We start from the raw sequence: 17,019 nt of genomic DNA, 5'->3' as shown, positions 1-17,019 counted from the left end.
TTAAAGCAATTAGATAAATTATAAGAAATTCTTGTATTATATTGTAAATAATAGTATACATAATCACTTCATATTTTGTAAATAGATTTTTTAAATTTATTATTTTTGTAATTTTTTTATAAAACATTTAAATTTAGTATAATTTTATCATGTTATTTTTGAATTATTTACATCTTAATCTTAATCTTAAATTAATAAAAAGTATGTTTTCTACAAATACTATTTTTGAAAAATTCATTTAAGGAGAGATATATATGTCTAGTAGAACAGGAATAGTTAAATGGTTTGATATGGAAAAAGGATACGGATTTATTTCATGTGATGCTGGAGATGATGTTTTTGCACATCATTCACAAATCAAAAAAAGTGGTCCTGAAAAAGGCCTTCATGAAGGAGAAAATGTAACCTTTGATGTACAAGAAGGTGAAAAAGGTCCTATGGCAATAAACATACACAAATTATAGAATTGTAAATACCTATAAATAAAAGGCTATGTTTTATTTGATATCAACATAATTTAAAACATAGCCAAATTCTCAAAATTAAATATTTAATTTTTTAGTTAATATATTTATTTATAAACTTCTTTATAGTATTCCAATATAATTCTGGATTAACTTTATGAGCCTTACAATGTCCAGCTTCTTTTACTATTAATATTTCTTTTTCACACTTTGCTGCATTATATACCTTATCCAACATAAAAAATGGCACAAATTTATCTTCTTCACCATGAATAAACAATATAGGTGTTTTTGATTTACTAACTTGTTTTATTGAAGAAGCCTCTTTTAAAAAATAACCTGATCTCATTTTAGTAATAATACTTGAAGCATGCATAATTGGAAATTTAGGTAGTTTAAACATATTTTTTAATTGATATGAAAATTCATCCCAGGCTGATGTATATCCACAATCTTCTATTATAGCTTTAACATTACTTGGTAATTCTTCACCAGATGTCATCATAACAGTGCTTGCGCCCATAGAAATACCATATAATAAAATTTTAGAATTTTCATCTTTATTTGTTATATACTGAATCCATTCAATGATATCTTTTCTATCATGCCATCCCATACCAATATAATTTCCCTCACTTTTACCATGAGCTCTTAAATCAGGTATTATAATATTATATCCCATTTCATAAAAAGCCTTTGCTCTACTTCCCATTCTCAGTGCTTCACCTGTGTAGCCATGAACAACAATAGCCCATTTATAAGAATATTCATTATTTAATATTTGATACCCATGAAGCTTTAAACCATCAAATGATTTTATATAAATACTTTGATAATTTGATGTATTTATAATCCATTCTTCTTCACTTTTATCTTCACCACTAGTTTCATCTTTTTTAACAACTTCAGTCCCTTTATTTTTACTATTATCAAAAATTTTATCTTTTGTTGTATGGGGATTAATTGAAAAATTATAAAAATAATTTCCTGCAAATATAAGTAAAATTAAAACTACTAATAATAAAATAGGTATTATTAGTATCATCTTCTCTTCCATTGTTATCTTTATCTCCTATTATTTAATTTCTTCAATGATCAATATATTGTTACAGTATATTGATCATATTATTTAAACTGTATTTGTTATTATATTATCATATTTTATACTTACTGTCTCAAAATGAGTCTACTATATTTAAAAATATTATTTATCATAAGCTATATCTTCTATCTATTTTTTATATTTCTTATATAGATTTTTTATTATTTATAATCTTTAAAATACCTATAAAAATACCCTTCATCTATTGTAACTAGTCCATTATCAATATGAAATATTAAAACATATCTCTCAACTTCATATTGATATTTTCACCTTTTTTAAAAACTTTATAATCTTTTATACAAATACAACTCTCTAACATAAAGTTTATCTCTCAAAAGAAATTTTCTTATCATTCATTATGATATTATTAAATTTTATGTACAAAAACAAAAGACTATCTCAAATACATAATAATATTTTAAGATAATCTTTTGTTGTAACAAATTTATAAATATAAGAATTAATATTGTTTAAAATCTCTTATAAATTTTAAGTTAAGATTTCTTCAATCGTACTGAAACCTTAAATAAATCTCCATCAATAGTAATAGTAAATTCTCCACCTTGTAATTCCACTAAACTTTTTGCTATTGATAATCCAAGACCTGATCCTTCTGTGGTTCTTGAACTATCTCCTCTTTTAAATCTTTCTAATATCTCTTCTTCAGTAAAATTAACTTGATATTCTGATATATTTTTAAATATTATTAATATATATTGTTCCTCTTCAAATACCTCAATATACACTCTAGATCCTTTCATAGAATACTTAAGTATATTGGATATTAAGTTTTGAAATATTCTAAATGTTTTTTTTCCATCAGCATATATAGAAAGCTTTTGGTCAGGTATATTTTTTATAAATTGTAATTTAGATTTTTCTATTTCATTCTCAAATTCACCTATGGTTTGTCTAATAAGTGCTACTGGATTTAAATTTTCCATATCTAATTCTAAAGTTCCAGATGCCGCTTTTGAAGCTTCAAACAAATCTTCTATTAAAACTTTTAGCCTTAATGATCTTTCTTTAAGAATTTCTAAATATTTAGTTTTATCTTCTTCTGAAACATTTTCTTTATCTAATAGATCTACATAATTAATTATAGAAGTTAATGGTGTCTTTAAATCATGTGATACATTAGTAATTAATTCTCCCTTCATCTTTTCACTTTTAACAGCCTTATCTACGGCTTTGTCTAATCCCTCTTCTATATTCACAATATTATTTGCTATATCTTTAAGAATTATTGCTCCCTTTACATCAATTTTATTATTATAATTTCCTTTTAATATATTATCTGTACCGATTTTTATTTTATTAACATTTCTTGCAATTAAGAATAAATATCCTATTATAAATAGTGTAAATACAATGCTAGGTGTTAAATATAAAATTTCATATGGTCTAGACCAATGTGGCCATCCATAGTCACCCATTGAATATGCTTGCATAAATATTATAACAACATAAATAACAAATACTGCTATTGATATTATTAATCTTGAAGAAGTTGATTTTATCAAAAAACTTTCTTTCATTAAATCTTTTAATTTATAAAGTACAGATTTTTTACAAATATAATCTTTTATATTTCCCTCTTTCTTTAAGAAATATAAACTTCTTATATCTGATAAAACTAAATATACTAAAAAAATAAATATTGAAAATATCAACCAGAAATCTATGAAATTAATCCCATAAAACATATCCATTATTCTATGCTTTAATATATTAAAACATACTATAGTTATTAGAATAAATAAACATCTTATCTCAATGAATAGTTTTCTATATCCTCTTGTTATAAAATTATCTTTTAATATTAAATATAAATTTTTTCTATACTTTAATATTAAAATAAAAATTATAAAGACATCTAATAAAGTTAACCCCCAAAAAGTATATCCAATAAAATTCCTTTTATTTTTTTGATTAATTATATTAGCTAAGTCATCACTACTTTTCAACGGATTTGCTATTCTAACAATAACTTGTTTATTATTATAAAGATTTTGTAACCTATGAAAATCATTTGTATCATTGAGAGATTTTGTTAGATTGTTTGAAACATTAATTTGTTCTGGAACTTTATGATTAATTTCCAAAAACATCATATAATACTTATAATTATTTTTAGTATCACTTATAATTTCATCTTTTGATTCACCTTTAATGTTTGTTATAGGCTCTTCATCATCATTTTTTTCTATATAATATTCTATATTTGGGTTTTCTGCAAGATTTGCATATTTATCGTCTAAATGGTCTTGTATCTCCTTTATTCCGTCTTCTCTATATTTTTCATCACCTTGTTTAAGCTTTTCTTCTAAGTCACTTTTTCTATATACTAATCCATTGTAATATTCATTATGTTCTAAACTTACACCTTTTTCTTCATATTCTTCCTGTGAATCATCATTTTCTCTATAGTCAAACATAAAGCTTTTAATTTCATTATCAACATCTTTTAAAGAGCCCTTATCAACATTCTCTAAGTATTTTATTTGATTTTGTATAGCTTCCTCTTTTAAACTCCCATCTGATTGATTAATATAATAATTCATATCATTTGCTGAGAGAGATACCTGAGTCATAGTATCTACTAAAAATTCTTCAGTGTACTTATTTTGTTGAGATATAATAAAATTATATGATTTATCTATAAAAAAAGGCAACATAACAATACATAAAAGTAAAACTAATAATTTAGCACTTTTAAATTTCTTATTATTTTTCAATTTTGTATCCAATTCCCCACACCACCTTCAAATATCTTGGTTCTTTAGGATTTATTTCTATCTTTTCCCTTATTCTTCTTATATGAACAGTAACTGTATCAACATTGTTATACGCAGGTTCATTCCAAACTCTTTCATAAATCTCTTCAATAGAAAAAACTCTATTAGGATTGTCCATAAGAAGAGTCAAAATCTTAAACTCTAATGGTGTTAACCTTACATTTTCACCATCTACAAATACCTCTTTACTTTCCTTATTTAATTCTATCCCCCCTACTGTAAGTATATTATTATCCTCTTTTAAAGGAGCAAATTTAGTATATCTTCTTATCTGAGAGTTAACCCTTGCTATAAGTTCTAGTGGATTAAATGGTTTAGTTATATAATCATCTGCGCCTAAATTTAAACCTAATATCTTATCTGTATCCTCAGATTTTGCTGAAAGCATTATTATGGGAATCTGTTTTTCTTCTCTTATCTTAACAGTTGTTCTAGTTCCATTCATATTAGGCATCATTATATCTAATATAACAAGGTGTATATCATGCTCATCTATAATTTTTAATGCTTGTATACCATCATAAGCCTTAAAAATTTTATACCCTTCGTTAACTAAATATACTTCTATCGCTTCAGTTATTGCTTTATCATCATCAACAACTAAAATATTGTAATTTTTCATTTTTTCCTCCTTAATAATCTCAAATTCATGTTAATTTTACCATATTTTATTAGTTGATAGAAAATATAATCCTTTTAGGCTTTTAAATTTACCCTATATTTATATTAAAATACAAATCTTACAAAACACTTCTTCAAATTATTAAGAATTTCGAAAGAAAAAGCTAACTTAAAATTATAGTTAAATAATCTTAAATCAGCTTATTTTTATTTTCATATTTGAATATTTTTTTAAATAGTATTAATATCGCTCTATAAGAACGAACTGAAATTTGAATTAACTTTATCTCATAAGTAATTATAAAACCTGTAATCTCTCAGGCAGAGGACTTCTTTAATATATAACAATTCTAACTTTTAGTTAAAAACAAGTTTTACCTGATACTAATAAATTTGTTTATAATACAAATATTATGAGTCACTTAAAACAGAACATTATATCTTTAATACTCCTTATGATCATCATGCCTAGGAGATTTTTTTACTATTTCAATAGCCTTTTCAACTTCTATAGTTATATCTGTTTCAAATTGTTGATACATAGTATTTAATTTAGCCATTACTTCACCTTTATTTGTCACAACATAATAAGGTTTTAGATTGTTAAGTGCAAGTGCATAAATATCTCTTTTACATTTTTCACATTTGCATATATCACTTTGTTTCAGTTGTTGTTCCATATGATCTTTTACCCAAATTTCCATATAATTAATTACTTTCTCCATAAATTCATACCTCTTTCCCATATTTATAATTAATATATCTAACCCATTAATATGTTATAAAATAAAATGATCTATAATATAAAATATATTTTTTATAAGTTTATGTTCTTAATTGTTGTTTTTTACTTTTATTTTTTTATATCGTAATACTATTAAGCTTAATTACATATTATGATTAATTCTTTTTATTAAATTTCTAAATATAAAATTTAATAAAAACACTATTTTTTGTTTAATTAACATTTAAAAATCTATTTTTTACAATTATTAACAATTTTTGTTTATTATTTAATTCAGGATTTTCTATAACTATATTTAATAAATAAGATAATACTTCTCCAATTTCTTTACCTTTGCTAAATCCTATTTCAATCAAATCTTTCCCATTAACTCTTAAATCTTTTAAATTAAAGCATTCATTTTTCTCTAATATTTTTTCTAATTCATTTTTAGCTTTAACTAAATTTAGTAACCTATCTTTTTTATATATTGGGTTTTGAGCCAATATATCTGCTCTTTTTACTTTTATTAAATCTTCAAATAAGTCTTTTCCTATTCTATTTAGCATTTTCTTTACTGACAACTTAGTATTTAATGTACAATCATGATACTTTATTAAAGTAACAACTTGTTTTATTGTAGCATTATCATATTTTAAATCCTTTAATATCTTTTCTGCAATATTAGAAGATTCTATTGCATGCTTATAAAAATGAGAAATATTATTTTTATCTGTTGTTTTTGTATATAATTTTCCCAAATCATGTAATAACATAGTTAATTTTAAATGTAACTCATTATCTATTTCTTTTGTAGCTATAAGACTATGCTCATATAGGTTATATATATGATAAGGATTATTTTGCTCAAAACCATATGTTTTTACAAATTCAGGAATTATAAATTGTAAAAGTCCCGTTTCTTTTAAAATTTCAATTTTTTCAGCATTACTTATTAATATTTTATTAAACTCTTCTCTTATTCTTTCTTTTGATACTTTATTAATATTACTTTTTAATTCTTTTATAGATAATAATACATCATTTGAAATACTAAATTTTAATTGTGCTGAAAACCTAACTGCCCTTAACATTCTTAATGCATCTTCACAAAATCTTTTTTTAGGTTCTCCAACAGTTTTTATTATTTTTTTATTTAAATCATCTATACCATTAAAATAATCAACTAATCCATTTTTAGGATTATAAGCCATAGCGTTAATAGTGAAGTCTCTTCTTGCAAGATCTTCTCTTAAATCAGATACAAATTCAACCTTCTTTGGATGTCTACCATCTTCATATTCTCCATCTATTCTATAAGTTGTAACCTCATACCCTTCTTTATCTATCATAACTGTAACTGTACCATGTTTAATACCAGTTAAAATTACATTATCAAATAAATTTATTACCTCTTCTGGTTTAGCCTTTGTTGTTATATCCCAATCTTTTGGAGATTTACCTAATACAGAGTCTCTAACACATCCTCCAACTATATAAGCTTCATATCCATTATTCATAAGCTTATCCAATATAATTTTTACATTTTTAGGAATATTAATTTTTAAATTTATCATTATTTTTCACCCTCTTTTATTAGAACATTTTTATTTAAATATATTTTAATACTAAATTAAGATACCATCTAAGAATAAAAGACCTTGAAGAAACTCTTCAAGATCTTTTTATTAATCATCATCTACATTTCTATTATTATATGAATACACATTATAACCTTTCCATATCTGCTCTAAATTACCAAATGTATTAGATATCACATCTTTTTCTCTCATTCCAACAGCAATAATCAATGCATTTATCACTGATAATGGTGCTACTAAAGAATCCACAAATGATGCCATATTACTTTGAGCTATTAATGCATAATCTGATTTAGATGCTAAAGGTGAAAGTAAACTATCTGTTAATGCAACAACTTTTGCTCCTCTACCTTGTGCAAAATCTAATACATCAATTGTCTTTGCTGCATACCTTGGAAAACCTATACCAATAATTAAATCTCTTTCTCCTATATTTATAAGTTGTTCAAAAATATCAGATATTCCATAACTAACAACTCTTACATTTTGAAGTATTATATTTAAATAAAATCCTAAAAATTCAGCTAATGCTGTTGAACTTCTAAGTCCAATTATATATATTTTATCTGCTTCAAATATACTTTTAACAACATCTTCAAATACATTATGATTTATTTTTTCTAATGTAGCTCTGATATTTTCCATATCAGACTTAAGAACACCTTTTAATGCATCTCCATCAGTAAAATAATCATTTTGAAGTTCTAATCTTTGAACAGTTGTCAATTTGTTTTTTATAAGTTCTTGAAGAGCTTTTTGCAATTTAGGATACCCCGAAAATCCTAACTCATTAGCAAATCTTACAACTGTTGATTCTGATACTCCTACTGATACTCCAAGCTTTGCCGCTGTCATAAAGGCTGCTTTGTCATAGTTTTTTAAGATATATTCAGCTATTAATTTTTGACCTTTACTTAATTTAGAAAACTTAATTTGAATCAACCTCATCAAATCTTTAATCTCTTCATTATTTATATCATCCATTTACTTCTCACCCTATCATTATATAATTGAATAATTTCAACTTAAATTCTATCATCTTATAGCTATATATTCAAGAAATATGTAGTTTTTTTAAGAATAAAATTTACAATTATGCAAGTTTTCATTTCTATGCTTTCATTTAATATATATTTAATTTAACCTTCAACAAAATAATATACAGTTCTTTAATGTATTAATTAATTATTATTACAAAATATATATCTATAATATTTATATTTTTTTAGAATCTATTTATATACTCTAACTCCTCTTTATCTAATTCTCTCCAATCACCTTTTTTTAAGTATTTTAATTTTATATCTCCGATAGAAATTCTATTTAATGATATTACTTCATGATTTATTGCAGCACACATTCTTCTTATTTGTCTATTTTTCCCCTCGTGAATTGAAACTTCTATTGTTGAAAGTCCTTTATCATAATTTAAAACTTTAAGATTAGCTGGTGCTGTTTTATATCCTCCAATATCTATTCCTGTATTGAATGTTTCTATATCTCTTGATGATATTTTTCCTTTTACTACAGCTATATATTTTTTTATAAGTTCTTCTCTTGGATGAATTATTTTATTATATATGTCTCCATCATTAGTTAAAATTATCAATCCTGAACTATCATAATCTAGTCTTCCAATAGGATAGATTCTTTCTTTAACATGAACTAAATCTAAAATCGTCTTTCTTCCTTTTTCATCCTTAACTGAAGTTATATAACCTTCTGGTTTATTAAGCATTATATATACTTTTCTTTCTTCTTTAGTTATTATATTACCTTTATATTCAACCTTATCTTTTAAGGGATCAATTTTTACTCCAAGTTCATTTACTAAAACTCCATTAACTTTAACTTCTTCATTTAAAATTATTTCTTCACACTTTCTTCTTGATGCTACTCCACAACTTGCCATATATTTTTGTAATCTTTCTTCCATAAATTTAATCACTCCAAAATGTATTTTTCTTTTCCAAATTAGTTTTCTTTATATTATAATATCAATATTAACTTAAAGCATATGATATTTTTTATTATCTTTTAATAACTTTTATTGACACTTATATACAATTGATTAAATATTAAGAAATAATAATTATTTTTTATTAATTAATATCTTTTATTCAAGCTATGTATTATAATATAATCATCTTTATAAATTAGACTATATTTAAAAATATCACCTATTACTTAAAATATATATAATCCTAACTAGATAGTGCTAATTTAAATATATAATTTTGTATAAAAATTATATAATAAAAATTATATAAAAGAGTATAAATATATTAACTTAATTAGAACATATAAATCTCTTTATGTTTTTATGATTTAATTTTATTATAAACAATCTTATATCTAATTTTAATATCGCATTAATAACTATACCATAATTTTAACTTTAATGGATATTAAAAATAAATTTAATTTTTACAAAGAAAGGATACATTAAATATGGATAAATTGTTATTTGGAATATCAGGATTACCTTTAGGTAAAGGTGAAAAATTCACATACAGCACAGGAATAGAATATTTGCATAATATCGGATTAGATGCAATGGAGTTGCCTTTTGTTCGAAGTATTAATGTAACTGATAAAAATAGAAATTCTATTATTCAGGCAAAAGAAAAAAATAATATATATCTTTCAGCTCACGGTTCTTATTTTATTAATTTAAATGCAGAAGAAGACGAGAAAAAAGAAAAGTCTTTAGAAAGAATAGAAAATGGTGCTAGAGCTCTAAAATCTGTTAATGGTAGAAGTTTAATATTTCACCCTGGATTTTATTTAAAATCATCTAAGGAATATACATTAAATGAAATTAAAAGAAACTTATCTAAGCTTCCTTATTTCGGCGTTGATTACAGATTGGAAACTACTGGAAAAGGGACTCAATTTGGAGATTTAAGTGAATTAATATCAATATGTAAAGATATTAAAACCTGTAAACTTTGCATTGATTTTTCACATATACATGCAAGATATAATGGTTCATTAAAAAATTATGATGATTTTAAAAGAATATTTGAAGAAATAGGTGAGAATCTTGGAAGAGAAGCTCTAAATGACTTGCATGTTCATATTTCAGGAATTGCTTATAGTATAAAAGGAGAAAGAAATCATCTTCCCTTATTAGAAAGTGATTTTAATTATAAAGACTGTTTAAAAGCTTTTAAGAATTATGATGTTAGAGGATGTATAATTTGCGAAAGTCCAATCTTAGAAAATGATGCATTATTATTAAAAAGCACTTATAATTCTCTATAAAGATCTCTTTTTATAATATATTATAAATTAAATATCCCCTTCTATAAAAAGATTCTAGTTTAATAAAAAAACTAGAATCTTTTTATAGAAGCGAAATAGAGGCTTTTAACGCCTCTATTCCTTACAACAAAGTGACTTTGTAGTATATGCTTATATTATTCTAATCTATAAAATTGTGGTCTACCAGAATCCTCTGCCGCCTCCACAACCTCCGCCAAAGCCTCCACCGAAGCCTCCGAAAAGAAGTAATATTATCCATATCCATAAGAATCCGCCACCAAATCCTGCACCGCCACCATATCCTGTATTGCAACAACATGGATTACAGCATGGGTTACAGCATGGATCACAGCATGGGTTACAGCATGGATCACAGCATGGATTGCAACAACATTTACAACAGTCACAACATTTCTTTGACATGTTTACCAACTCCTATTCCTTAGTTTAGTATATCTTATTCAAAAATTATATTTTATGTTCTTTATATTTTTAATAAACTATACTTTAATTTAGGAGTTAGATTTAAATTAATATGAGAATTTTTTTAATAGCTTTTTTATTATAATATAAGATATTATCCCTAAAACAGCAGATATTACCACGTCTGTTCCTAATATCGTAATAAATTTTTTTATTTCTAATTTAATAGGTTCTCCATAACAATAAAGATTGTTACTATAATCTTTAAATATTAATCCATTTATAATAATACCTGATACTACAGCTAAATAAACCGTTATTACTTTTTCACTCCATTTAGATGCAAAAAACTTAATATTAGTTTCTAATGAATTTTTTCTTTGACATATATTTAATATAACAAGCAAAATTCCTATAACTATCAACAATATACATACTCCCATAAGTACATTTCTCATTCTAATTTCGCTAACCTCAACCCAGGTATCAATTAAAGCATGAAACTTTGAATTTCTTATATCCACTGGAATAAATTCTTTTTGTACTACATTTTCCTTCCATATATATACATATCTAGCTATTCGTTGTAATATACAACATATAAAAGAAATTGGAAAGACCATCATGAATATTACGCTTATTGTATTATTTGAAAATAATGAATCTATAATAAGCATGAATAATATCCCAATTATTCCAAATATACTGATTTTTATAACCTCAACCGTTAAAATTGTTGAATATCCGTTTAAAATACTTAATCTTTCTTTATTTCTAATATAAAATGTTATTCCTATATAAATATATGTTAAAACAAACATTCCTAAAGTAATAAAAAAACATATTAATTCATTATATTTTATTTGTTGCTTTGTATATGGTCCACTTGATAAAAACATATTGGTATTTCGTTTATTTATTCCTGATGCCATAAAATAAATCCCTAAAAATATTATTCCTAAAATAAAATACTGTTCTAATCCAGCAGTGCAAAAATCATTTCCTTCTAATGCTGCTAACTTATTCATAGCATGATAATATAAGCTATTTAATATTCCATTTGCAAAACATCCCCATAATAACATTCCTAATAGTAACATTGTTCTTGTAGAATTAAACCAATAATAAAGCAATGCTTTATTTAAATATTTTTTCATTATTATCCTCCTTATCCACCTTGTAAATAAAGATATCTTCTAAACTTAAATCTATTTCTTCTATAAACAAAGGATTAAATCTATTTAAATCTTCTAAAAATTCTTCTCCAAAATCATCAGTTATAATAGTAAATACTCTTCCTATCTTAGAAATTTTAACTATACCCTTTAAATTTAAATCTTCTTCATAAGTTGGTTTATCAAATGCTACTTGTATTTTCTTAATTTTCTTTTTCATATCATCAATAGAATTTTCATAAGATACTGTTCCCTCATCCAAAATAGCTACTTCATCACATATTCTCTCTAGCTCTCCTAAATGATGAGAGCTTATTATTATACTTATATTGTGTTTTGCAACCTCATCAACAAATATTTTTAAAAGTTTATTTTTTATTATTGCATCAAGACCTGATGTTGGTTCATCTAAAATTAAATACTTTGCTTTAATAGAAAAAGCAATCATTAATGATAACCTCATTTTCATTCCTTTAGATAATTGAAATATAAATTTATTTAATGGTATTTTAAATATCTCATTTAATTCATCAAATCTATCTCTATCAAAATTTTCATATGAATATTTATAATATTTTAAAAGTTCATTTACCTTAAAACTATAAAAGAATATATTTTCATCTGATACAAATCCTATCTTTTCTTTTATAGTAGGATTGTCATAAACACTATCCCCATCATAAATAACTTGTCCATTAGTAGGTTTATAGATTCCGCTAAGACATCTAAGTAATGTAGTTTTACCAACACCATTAGGACCTATTATTCCAAATATTTTCCCCTCTTTTATTTGTAAATTTACATCTTTTAAAACTTCTTTTTCATCTATTATAAAAGATAAATTATTTACTTGAATCACTTTTTTTCACCCCTAGTTCATTAAATATTTTTTCAATTATAGAAATAAACTCTTCTTTACTTATAGATATATAACTAGCTTCTAAAATTATATTTTTTAATTGTTCTGTGATCTGTTCAATTCTTTTTTCATCTATAATTCCTTTAAAATTTTGTGTTACAAATGTGCCTTTTCCTCTTAATGTTTCTATTATTCCATCTCTTTCAAGTTCTCCATAAGCCTTACTAATAGTATTAGGATTTATAGTTAACATTGAAGATAATTCTCTTACAGAAGGTAATTTTTCTCCTTGTTTTAAAGCTCCTTTTAAAATAAGTTCTTTAATTCTAAGTTCTACTTGTTCATAAATAGGAGTACTACTCCTTGGATCAACCCTTAACATTATTCTTTCCCTCTTCTATATTGTTATCTTCGTCCAATGATGATTCTATAAAATAGTCTATTACAGTTCCTTCACCTTCGTCTACAAAAACCATATCTATTACTTTAGATTTTATGTCAGAATGTTCTACATCTGACTTATAAGTATATATAGGGCGTGTAACATCTGCTGTAAATCTAACTGCCTGAATATTATTTTTTTCTCCATAGTTTTTAATTTTTTTTATAGAGTTTTTATAATTATCCTCTATAATTTTTTTTTGTTTGTCTGTTAATTCCTGCAATTTTATATTACTTATAGTTTCATAATATATTTGTGAACCTGCAATTCTTTTTCTTAAAGATAGACATTCACTAAATTGTTTACTTTCTTGTTCTTCTCCTTTTTGATTAAAAACTATAAGTTTATTATTTTGTAATTGTTCAAGTATTTCTGTTGGATTATTAAAATACCTTTCTTTTTGATATACTTTATTTTCAGAACTAATACAAAGTAGTCCTGTTATAACAATAAATAATCCTAAAGCAACTATTAACGTTGATTTTCTCATACTAATTACCTCCTTGTATTAAGTGTATTACTTCATATAGTACACTTCCATTATAAGCCATCATTGCTTATTAAAATATTAGTAATTTCTTAATCTTTTCTTAACAACATATATTATAATTATATAATTTAAGTAAAGTAATATCTATTTCTTTATTACAAATAATAAAAAATCCCTAAACGACTGTAAATAGTAGATTTTTTAATCCTGCACCCTTTCCAAACGTATTTTATGAATAATTGTGCAACATATGATTATTTATATATATTAAAGGCTCATTTAATAAAATGTACTATTTTGTCTCAATGAATATTATAGTAATAAATTTCCATAATGTCTTATATAATATCTTGATATTATATTTAAGGAGTATTCATTATGGAAAATATTGATTTTATTAATTGGATTATTATTGGTATACCTTTTATATTCTTATTAGGTTGTTTGTTTCATTTCATTTATACATTAAGTGGAAATATCACTCTGATAGGAATAATTTCTCCTGTAAATGAAAGTGTATGGGAACATTTAAAGCTAGCTTTTTATCCTATACTTATATGGGGAATAATTCAATGCTGTATACTTAATAAATTTAACAAATTTAATTTAGAAACATATGTAATTTCATTAGCAATTTCAATTTTACTTGCCATCTTTTTTATTCTTAGTTTTTATTATATTAGTACAGGAGCATTCAATATTCATTCAGTTATATGGGACATTTTTTCGTTTTTTTTATCAATAACATTTTCTCAATTAATCTCTATCTATGTATATGAAAATATCATTCCATCTAATAGAATGTTTTCTATATCACTATTTATATTATTATCACTAGCATTCATATTTACTGTGTTTACTTTTATTCCTCCAAAATATCCTATATTTAAAGATTCTACTACTAATAAATATGGAACCTAATAAAAAACTATCTCAAAATCTTAAATATTTTGAGATAGTTTCTTTACTTAATATATAAAAAATATTAATTTTTAATTATTTTTCCAATTTATAATACCAATATTATTTTTAATGTCTTATAAAGTTTCTAAATAATCACTTCTATCATCTTCTGTAATCTCTCTTAATACTTTACATGGATTACCAACAGCAATAACATTAGCTGGAATATCTTTAGTAACAACACTTCCAGAACCAATTATAGTATTATCCCCTATTGTTACACCTTGATTTATGTTAACTCCAGCACCAACCCAAACATTATTTCCTATAGTTACTGGCTTTGCATAACAAGCGCCTGCATTACGTTCTTCAGCTATCGCTGCATGATTAGCTAGATAAATCCCAACTCTTGGTCCAAATAACACATTGTCTCCAATAGTTACTTTTGCACAATCTAAAATAATACAATCAAAATTTGCAAAAAAGTTATCTCCTACTGTAATATTAAAACCAAACTCACATCTAAAATCTGGTTCAAAATGTGTATTTTTCCCATGTTTCTCTAAAAGTTCATCTAAAAATTTTATTCTCTCTTCTTCTGGTTCTCCAAAACTTTGATTGTACTTATTAGTTAAAAGAACTGCTCTTTTCCTTGCTTCAACCAATTCTTCTGAATAATCATTGTACATTTTACCTGAACACATTTTTTCTCTTAAATTCATCATTTTGCCCTCCTAATTTTTAAGTCAATCTAAATTATTTTTAAATATAGTTTTATTTTACTTTTATAATTATATCTGGTAATAATTATACTTTATTTATATAAAACTATTCAAACTCCAAAATACTCCATATATTTCTGAAATCATTTAACAAGTAATATTTAAACAACTATACTCTATATTATGTATATAACTTTCAATAAATTTTACTCATTAATATAACTTTCTTACTATACTTATAAATTCTATAAATTATCAGTATAGTAAAGAATTCACATCGCAAATTTATGATACATATATTTTTTTATTTTCTTTTAAGTTTTTTCAAATCTTCTTTTTGACTTTTTTCTAGTCTATATGATTCACATGCTTTTTGAAGAGCTTTGTTATATGTCCAATCGTCTAAAGAACATTCTAAAAGATAATTATGAGTTATTTTAGGAAATTTACAATACGAAGTTGCTACTAACCAAGCTATGCCCATCTTTACATAATAGTGATCACTATTAATATTATTACAACGCTCTAATACTCCTTTTAAGTATTCTTCATCTAAATATTTTCCAAGCATAATAACAACAGCCACTCTTTTTTTCCATGGATTTTCAGAATTTAAATATTCATCTAAATGAACCCAAAATTCTTTTTTATATTTTTTCACTAACTTTAATCCACTACAAAAACTATCACAAATTGCCCAATTATCTATTTTGCATATGAAGTTATCTACAAAATTTATAAACTCATTATAATCAACCTTTATTTCTCCTATTATTAACCCTTCAAGCATTACTTCCTCGTAATATTCTGATCCACAAAAGCTTAAAAACTCTTTATAATTACCCTTACTTATTTCTTTAGCTATTTTTCTTAAGATAGGTACTCTTATACCTAATAATTTTGAAGAATCTTTTATTAGTTTAGAATGAAATTCTGCATATTTTTTATCACTTTGTTTTTTTAAATAATAAATAAACTCATCGTATTTGTCTTTTGTCCATGTTTCACATATTATGTTCATTATCAAGTTTTCTCCCTAACTTTTCTATATTTATACTATGCATAATGCTATAATATATATTTTATCAAATTATTCTTGTAACTAATACTCTTATATCTTATTATCAAAATATTAAAAACCTACTAATGAGTGAATACATACTTAACAGATTATAACTTTCTATATATTAAAATGTAATTTATTTTATAATCAAATCATAAATTGTAAAAAATATTTACATAAGTTCATTTGGTAATTTATAACTACTATTAATAATTATCAGTATTTCTTTATTAACTTTTAATTATATTGAAATCTTTATCCAAAATAAAGGAATATGATTAAATTAATATAATTTTAAACCAAACAATTTATATTTAACTATTTATTGTTAAATTATGTCATAAAATATTATTTTTCGTAAA

General features: G+C 23.9%; 17 protein-coding genes. 3 read left to right on the top strand and 14 right to left on the bottom strand.

Annotation, left to right across the window (positions count from 1 at the left end; genetic code table 11):
- Positions 1-254: 254 nt before the first annotated feature.
- On the top strand, positions 255-464 hold the full coding sequence (locus tag KYD98_RS04825) for a cold-shock protein (RefSeq protein WP_219778467.1): 210 nt from the start codon (positions 255-257) through the stop codon (positions 462-464).
- Between the two features lie 94 nt (positions 465-558).
- Here KYD98_RS04825 and KYD98_RS04820 read toward each other — a convergent pair whose 3' ends face one another.
- From KYD98_RS04820 to KYD98_RS04790, 7 genes are all read right to left on the bottom strand, one after another.
- Positions 559-1,521 carry an alpha/beta hydrolase gene (locus tag KYD98_RS04820; protein WP_219778466.1) on the bottom strand — a complete coding sequence of 321 codons (963 nt, stop codon included), beginning with the start codon at positions 1,519-1,521 and terminating at the stop codon, positions 559-561.
- A 542-nt stretch (positions 1,522-2,063) separates the two neighbouring features.
- Entirely contained in the window at positions 2,064-4,319 is a 2,256-nt protein-coding gene (locus KYD98_RS04815; protein ID WP_219778465.1) for a sensor histidine kinase, read from the bottom strand.
- Positions 4,297-4,989, bottom strand: a complete 693-nt coding sequence (locus KYD98_RS04810) for a response regulator transcription factor (RefSeq protein WP_219778464.1) — start codon at positions 4,987-4,989, stop codon at positions 4,297-4,299. Before KYD98_RS04810 ends, KYD98_RS04815 begins: the two co-directional genes overlap by 23 nt.
- 442 nt (positions 4,990-5,431) lie before the next feature.
- Positions 5,432-5,713, bottom strand: a complete 282-nt coding sequence (locus KYD98_RS04805) for a late competence development ComFB family protein (protein ID WP_219778463.1) — start codon at positions 5,711-5,713, stop codon at positions 5,432-5,434.
- Between the two features lie 232 nt (positions 5,714-5,945).
- Complete coding sequence (locus KYD98_RS04800; protein WP_219778727.1) at positions 5,946-7,286, bottom strand: CCA tRNA nucleotidyltransferase; 1,341 nt, start codon at positions 7,284-7,286, stop codon at positions 5,946-5,948.
- Between the two features lie 114 nt (positions 7,287-7,400).
- Positions 7,401-8,297 (bottom strand): MurR/RpiR family transcriptional regulator, encoded by an 897-nt coding sequence (locus KYD98_RS04795; RefSeq protein WP_219778462.1) that lies wholly within the window; start codon positions 8,295-8,297, stop codon positions 7,401-7,403.
- Positions 8,298-8,538: 241 nt separating this feature from the next.
- Entirely contained in the window at positions 8,539-9,249 is a 711-nt protein-coding gene (locus KYD98_RS04790; RefSeq protein ID WP_219778461.1) for a pseudouridine synthase, read from the bottom strand.
- Between the two features lie 515 nt (positions 9,250-9,764).
- Here KYD98_RS04790 and KYD98_RS04785 point away from each other — a divergent pair.
- Entirely contained in the window at positions 9,765-10,580 is an 816-nt protein-coding gene (locus KYD98_RS04785) for a TIM barrel protein (RefSeq protein WP_219778460.1), read from the top strand.
- 180 nt (positions 10,581-10,760) lie between these two features.
- Here KYD98_RS04785 and KYD98_RS04780 read toward each other — a convergent pair whose 3' ends face one another.
- The 5 genes from KYD98_RS04780 to KYD98_RS04760 all read right to left on the bottom strand — a co-directional run bounded on the left by KYD98_RS04780 (position 10,761) and on the right by KYD98_RS04760 (position 13,969).
- Positions 10,761-11,003, bottom strand: a complete 243-nt coding sequence (locus KYD98_RS04780; protein WP_219778459.1) for a hypothetical protein — start codon at positions 11,001-11,003, stop codon at positions 10,761-10,763.
- Between the two features lie 107 nt (positions 11,004-11,110).
- Positions 11,111-12,160: a hypothetical protein gene (locus KYD98_RS04775; protein WP_219778458.1), complete on the bottom strand. Its 1,050-nt coding sequence runs from the start codon at positions 12,158-12,160 to the stop codon at positions 11,111-11,113.
- The gene (locus KYD98_RS04770) at positions 12,141-13,037 is read right to left on the bottom strand and encodes an ABC transporter ATP-binding protein (protein ID WP_219778457.1); all 897 of its coding nucleotides are present in this window, start codon (positions 13,035-13,037) and stop codon (positions 12,141-12,143) included. Before KYD98_RS04770 ends, KYD98_RS04775 begins: the two co-directional genes overlap by 20 nt.
- Positions 13,021-13,419, bottom strand: a complete 399-nt coding sequence (locus tag KYD98_RS04765; RefSeq protein ID WP_219778456.1) for a GntR family transcriptional regulator — start codon at positions 13,417-13,419, stop codon at positions 13,021-13,023. Before KYD98_RS04765 ends, KYD98_RS04770 begins: the two co-directional genes overlap by 17 nt.
- On the bottom strand, positions 13,406-13,969 hold the full coding sequence (locus KYD98_RS04760; RefSeq protein WP_219778455.1) for a hypothetical protein: 564 nt from the start codon (positions 13,967-13,969) through the stop codon (positions 13,406-13,408). Before KYD98_RS04760 ends, KYD98_RS04765 begins: the two co-directional genes overlap by 14 nt.
- Positions 13,970-14,347: 378 nt before the next feature.
- Between KYD98_RS04760 and KYD98_RS04755 the strand changes: the two genes are divergently transcribed.
- Positions 14,348-14,890, top strand: coding sequence for a DUF6512 family protein (locus KYD98_RS04755; RefSeq protein WP_219778454.1), 543 nt, complete (start codon positions 14,348-14,350; stop codon positions 14,888-14,890).
- 116 nt (positions 14,891-15,006) lie between these two features.
- Here the strand turns inward: KYD98_RS04755 and KYD98_RS04750 are convergent, their stop codons facing one another.
- Positions 15,007-15,594 (bottom strand): sugar O-acetyltransferase, encoded by a 588-nt coding sequence (locus KYD98_RS04750; protein ID WP_308462437.1) that lies wholly within the window; start codon positions 15,592-15,594, stop codon positions 15,007-15,009.
- 304 nt (positions 15,595-15,898) lie between these two features.
- Positions 15,899-16,615: a DNA alkylation repair protein gene (locus KYD98_RS04745; protein WP_219778452.1), complete on the bottom strand. Its 717-nt coding sequence runs from the start codon at positions 16,613-16,615 to the stop codon at positions 15,899-15,901.
- Between the last annotated feature and the right edge of the window lie 404 nt (positions 16,616-17,019).

The sequence above is a fragment of the Clostridium weizhouense genome (assembly GCF_019431045.1).
In the GTDB taxonomy this organism is placed as follows: domain Bacteria; phylum Bacillota; class Clostridia; order Clostridiales; family Clostridiaceae; genus Clostridium; species Clostridium weizhouense.
The sequence above is the reverse complement of the archived record's forward strand: the minus strand, read 5'-3'. Positions and strand labels throughout refer to the sequence as shown.

Coding starts and splice junctions, on each gene's coding strand:
- KYD98_RS04780 (WP_219778459.1), bottom strand. CDS start 11,003: ATGTCAAAGAAATGTTGTGACTGTTGTAAATGTTGTTGCAATCCATGC.
- KYD98_RS04765 (WP_219778456.1), bottom strand. CDS start 13,419: ATGTTAAGGGTTGATCCAAGGAGTAGTACTCCTATTTATGAACAAGTA.
- KYD98_RS04820 (WP_219778466.1), bottom strand. CDS start 1,521: ATGGAAGAGAAGATGATACTAATAATACCTATTTTATTATTAGTAGTT.
- KYD98_RS04745 (WP_219778452.1), bottom strand. CDS start 16,615: ATGAACATAATATGTGAAACATGGACAAAAGACAAATACGATGAGTTT.
- KYD98_RS04795 (WP_219778462.1), bottom strand. CDS start 8,297: ATGGATGATATAAATAATGAAGAGATTAAAGATTTGATGAGGTTGATT.
- KYD98_RS04810 (WP_219778464.1), bottom strand. CDS start 4,989: ATGAAAAATTACAATATTTTAGTTGTTGATGATGATAAAGCAATAACT.
- KYD98_RS04760 (WP_219778455.1), bottom strand. CDS start 13,969: ATGAGAAAATCAACGTTAATAGTTGCTTTAGGATTATTTATTGTTATA.
- KYD98_RS04805 (WP_219778463.1), bottom strand. CDS start 5,713: ATGGAGAAAGTAATTAATTATATGGAAATTTGGGTAAAAGATCATATG.
- KYD98_RS04825 (WP_219778467.1), top strand. CDS start 255: ATGTCTAGTAGAACAGGAATAGTTAAATGGTTTGATATGGAAAAAGGA.
- KYD98_RS04785 (WP_219778460.1), top strand. CDS start 9,765: ATGGATAAATTGTTATTTGGAATATCAGGATTACCTTTAGGTAAAGGT.
- KYD98_RS04775 (WP_219778458.1), bottom strand. CDS start 12,160: ATGAAAAAATATTTAAATAAAGCATTGCTTTATTATTGGTTTAATTCT.
- KYD98_RS04790 (WP_219778461.1), bottom strand. CDS start 9,249: ATGGAAGAAAGATTACAAAAATATATGGCAAGTTGTGGAGTAGCATCA.
- KYD98_RS04755 (WP_219778454.1), top strand. CDS start 14,348: ATGGAAAATATTGATTTTATTAATTGGATTATTATTGGTATACCTTTT.
- KYD98_RS04750 (WP_308462437.1), bottom strand. CDS start 15,594: ATGAATTTAAGAGAAAAAATGTGTTCAGGTAAAATGTACAATGATTAT.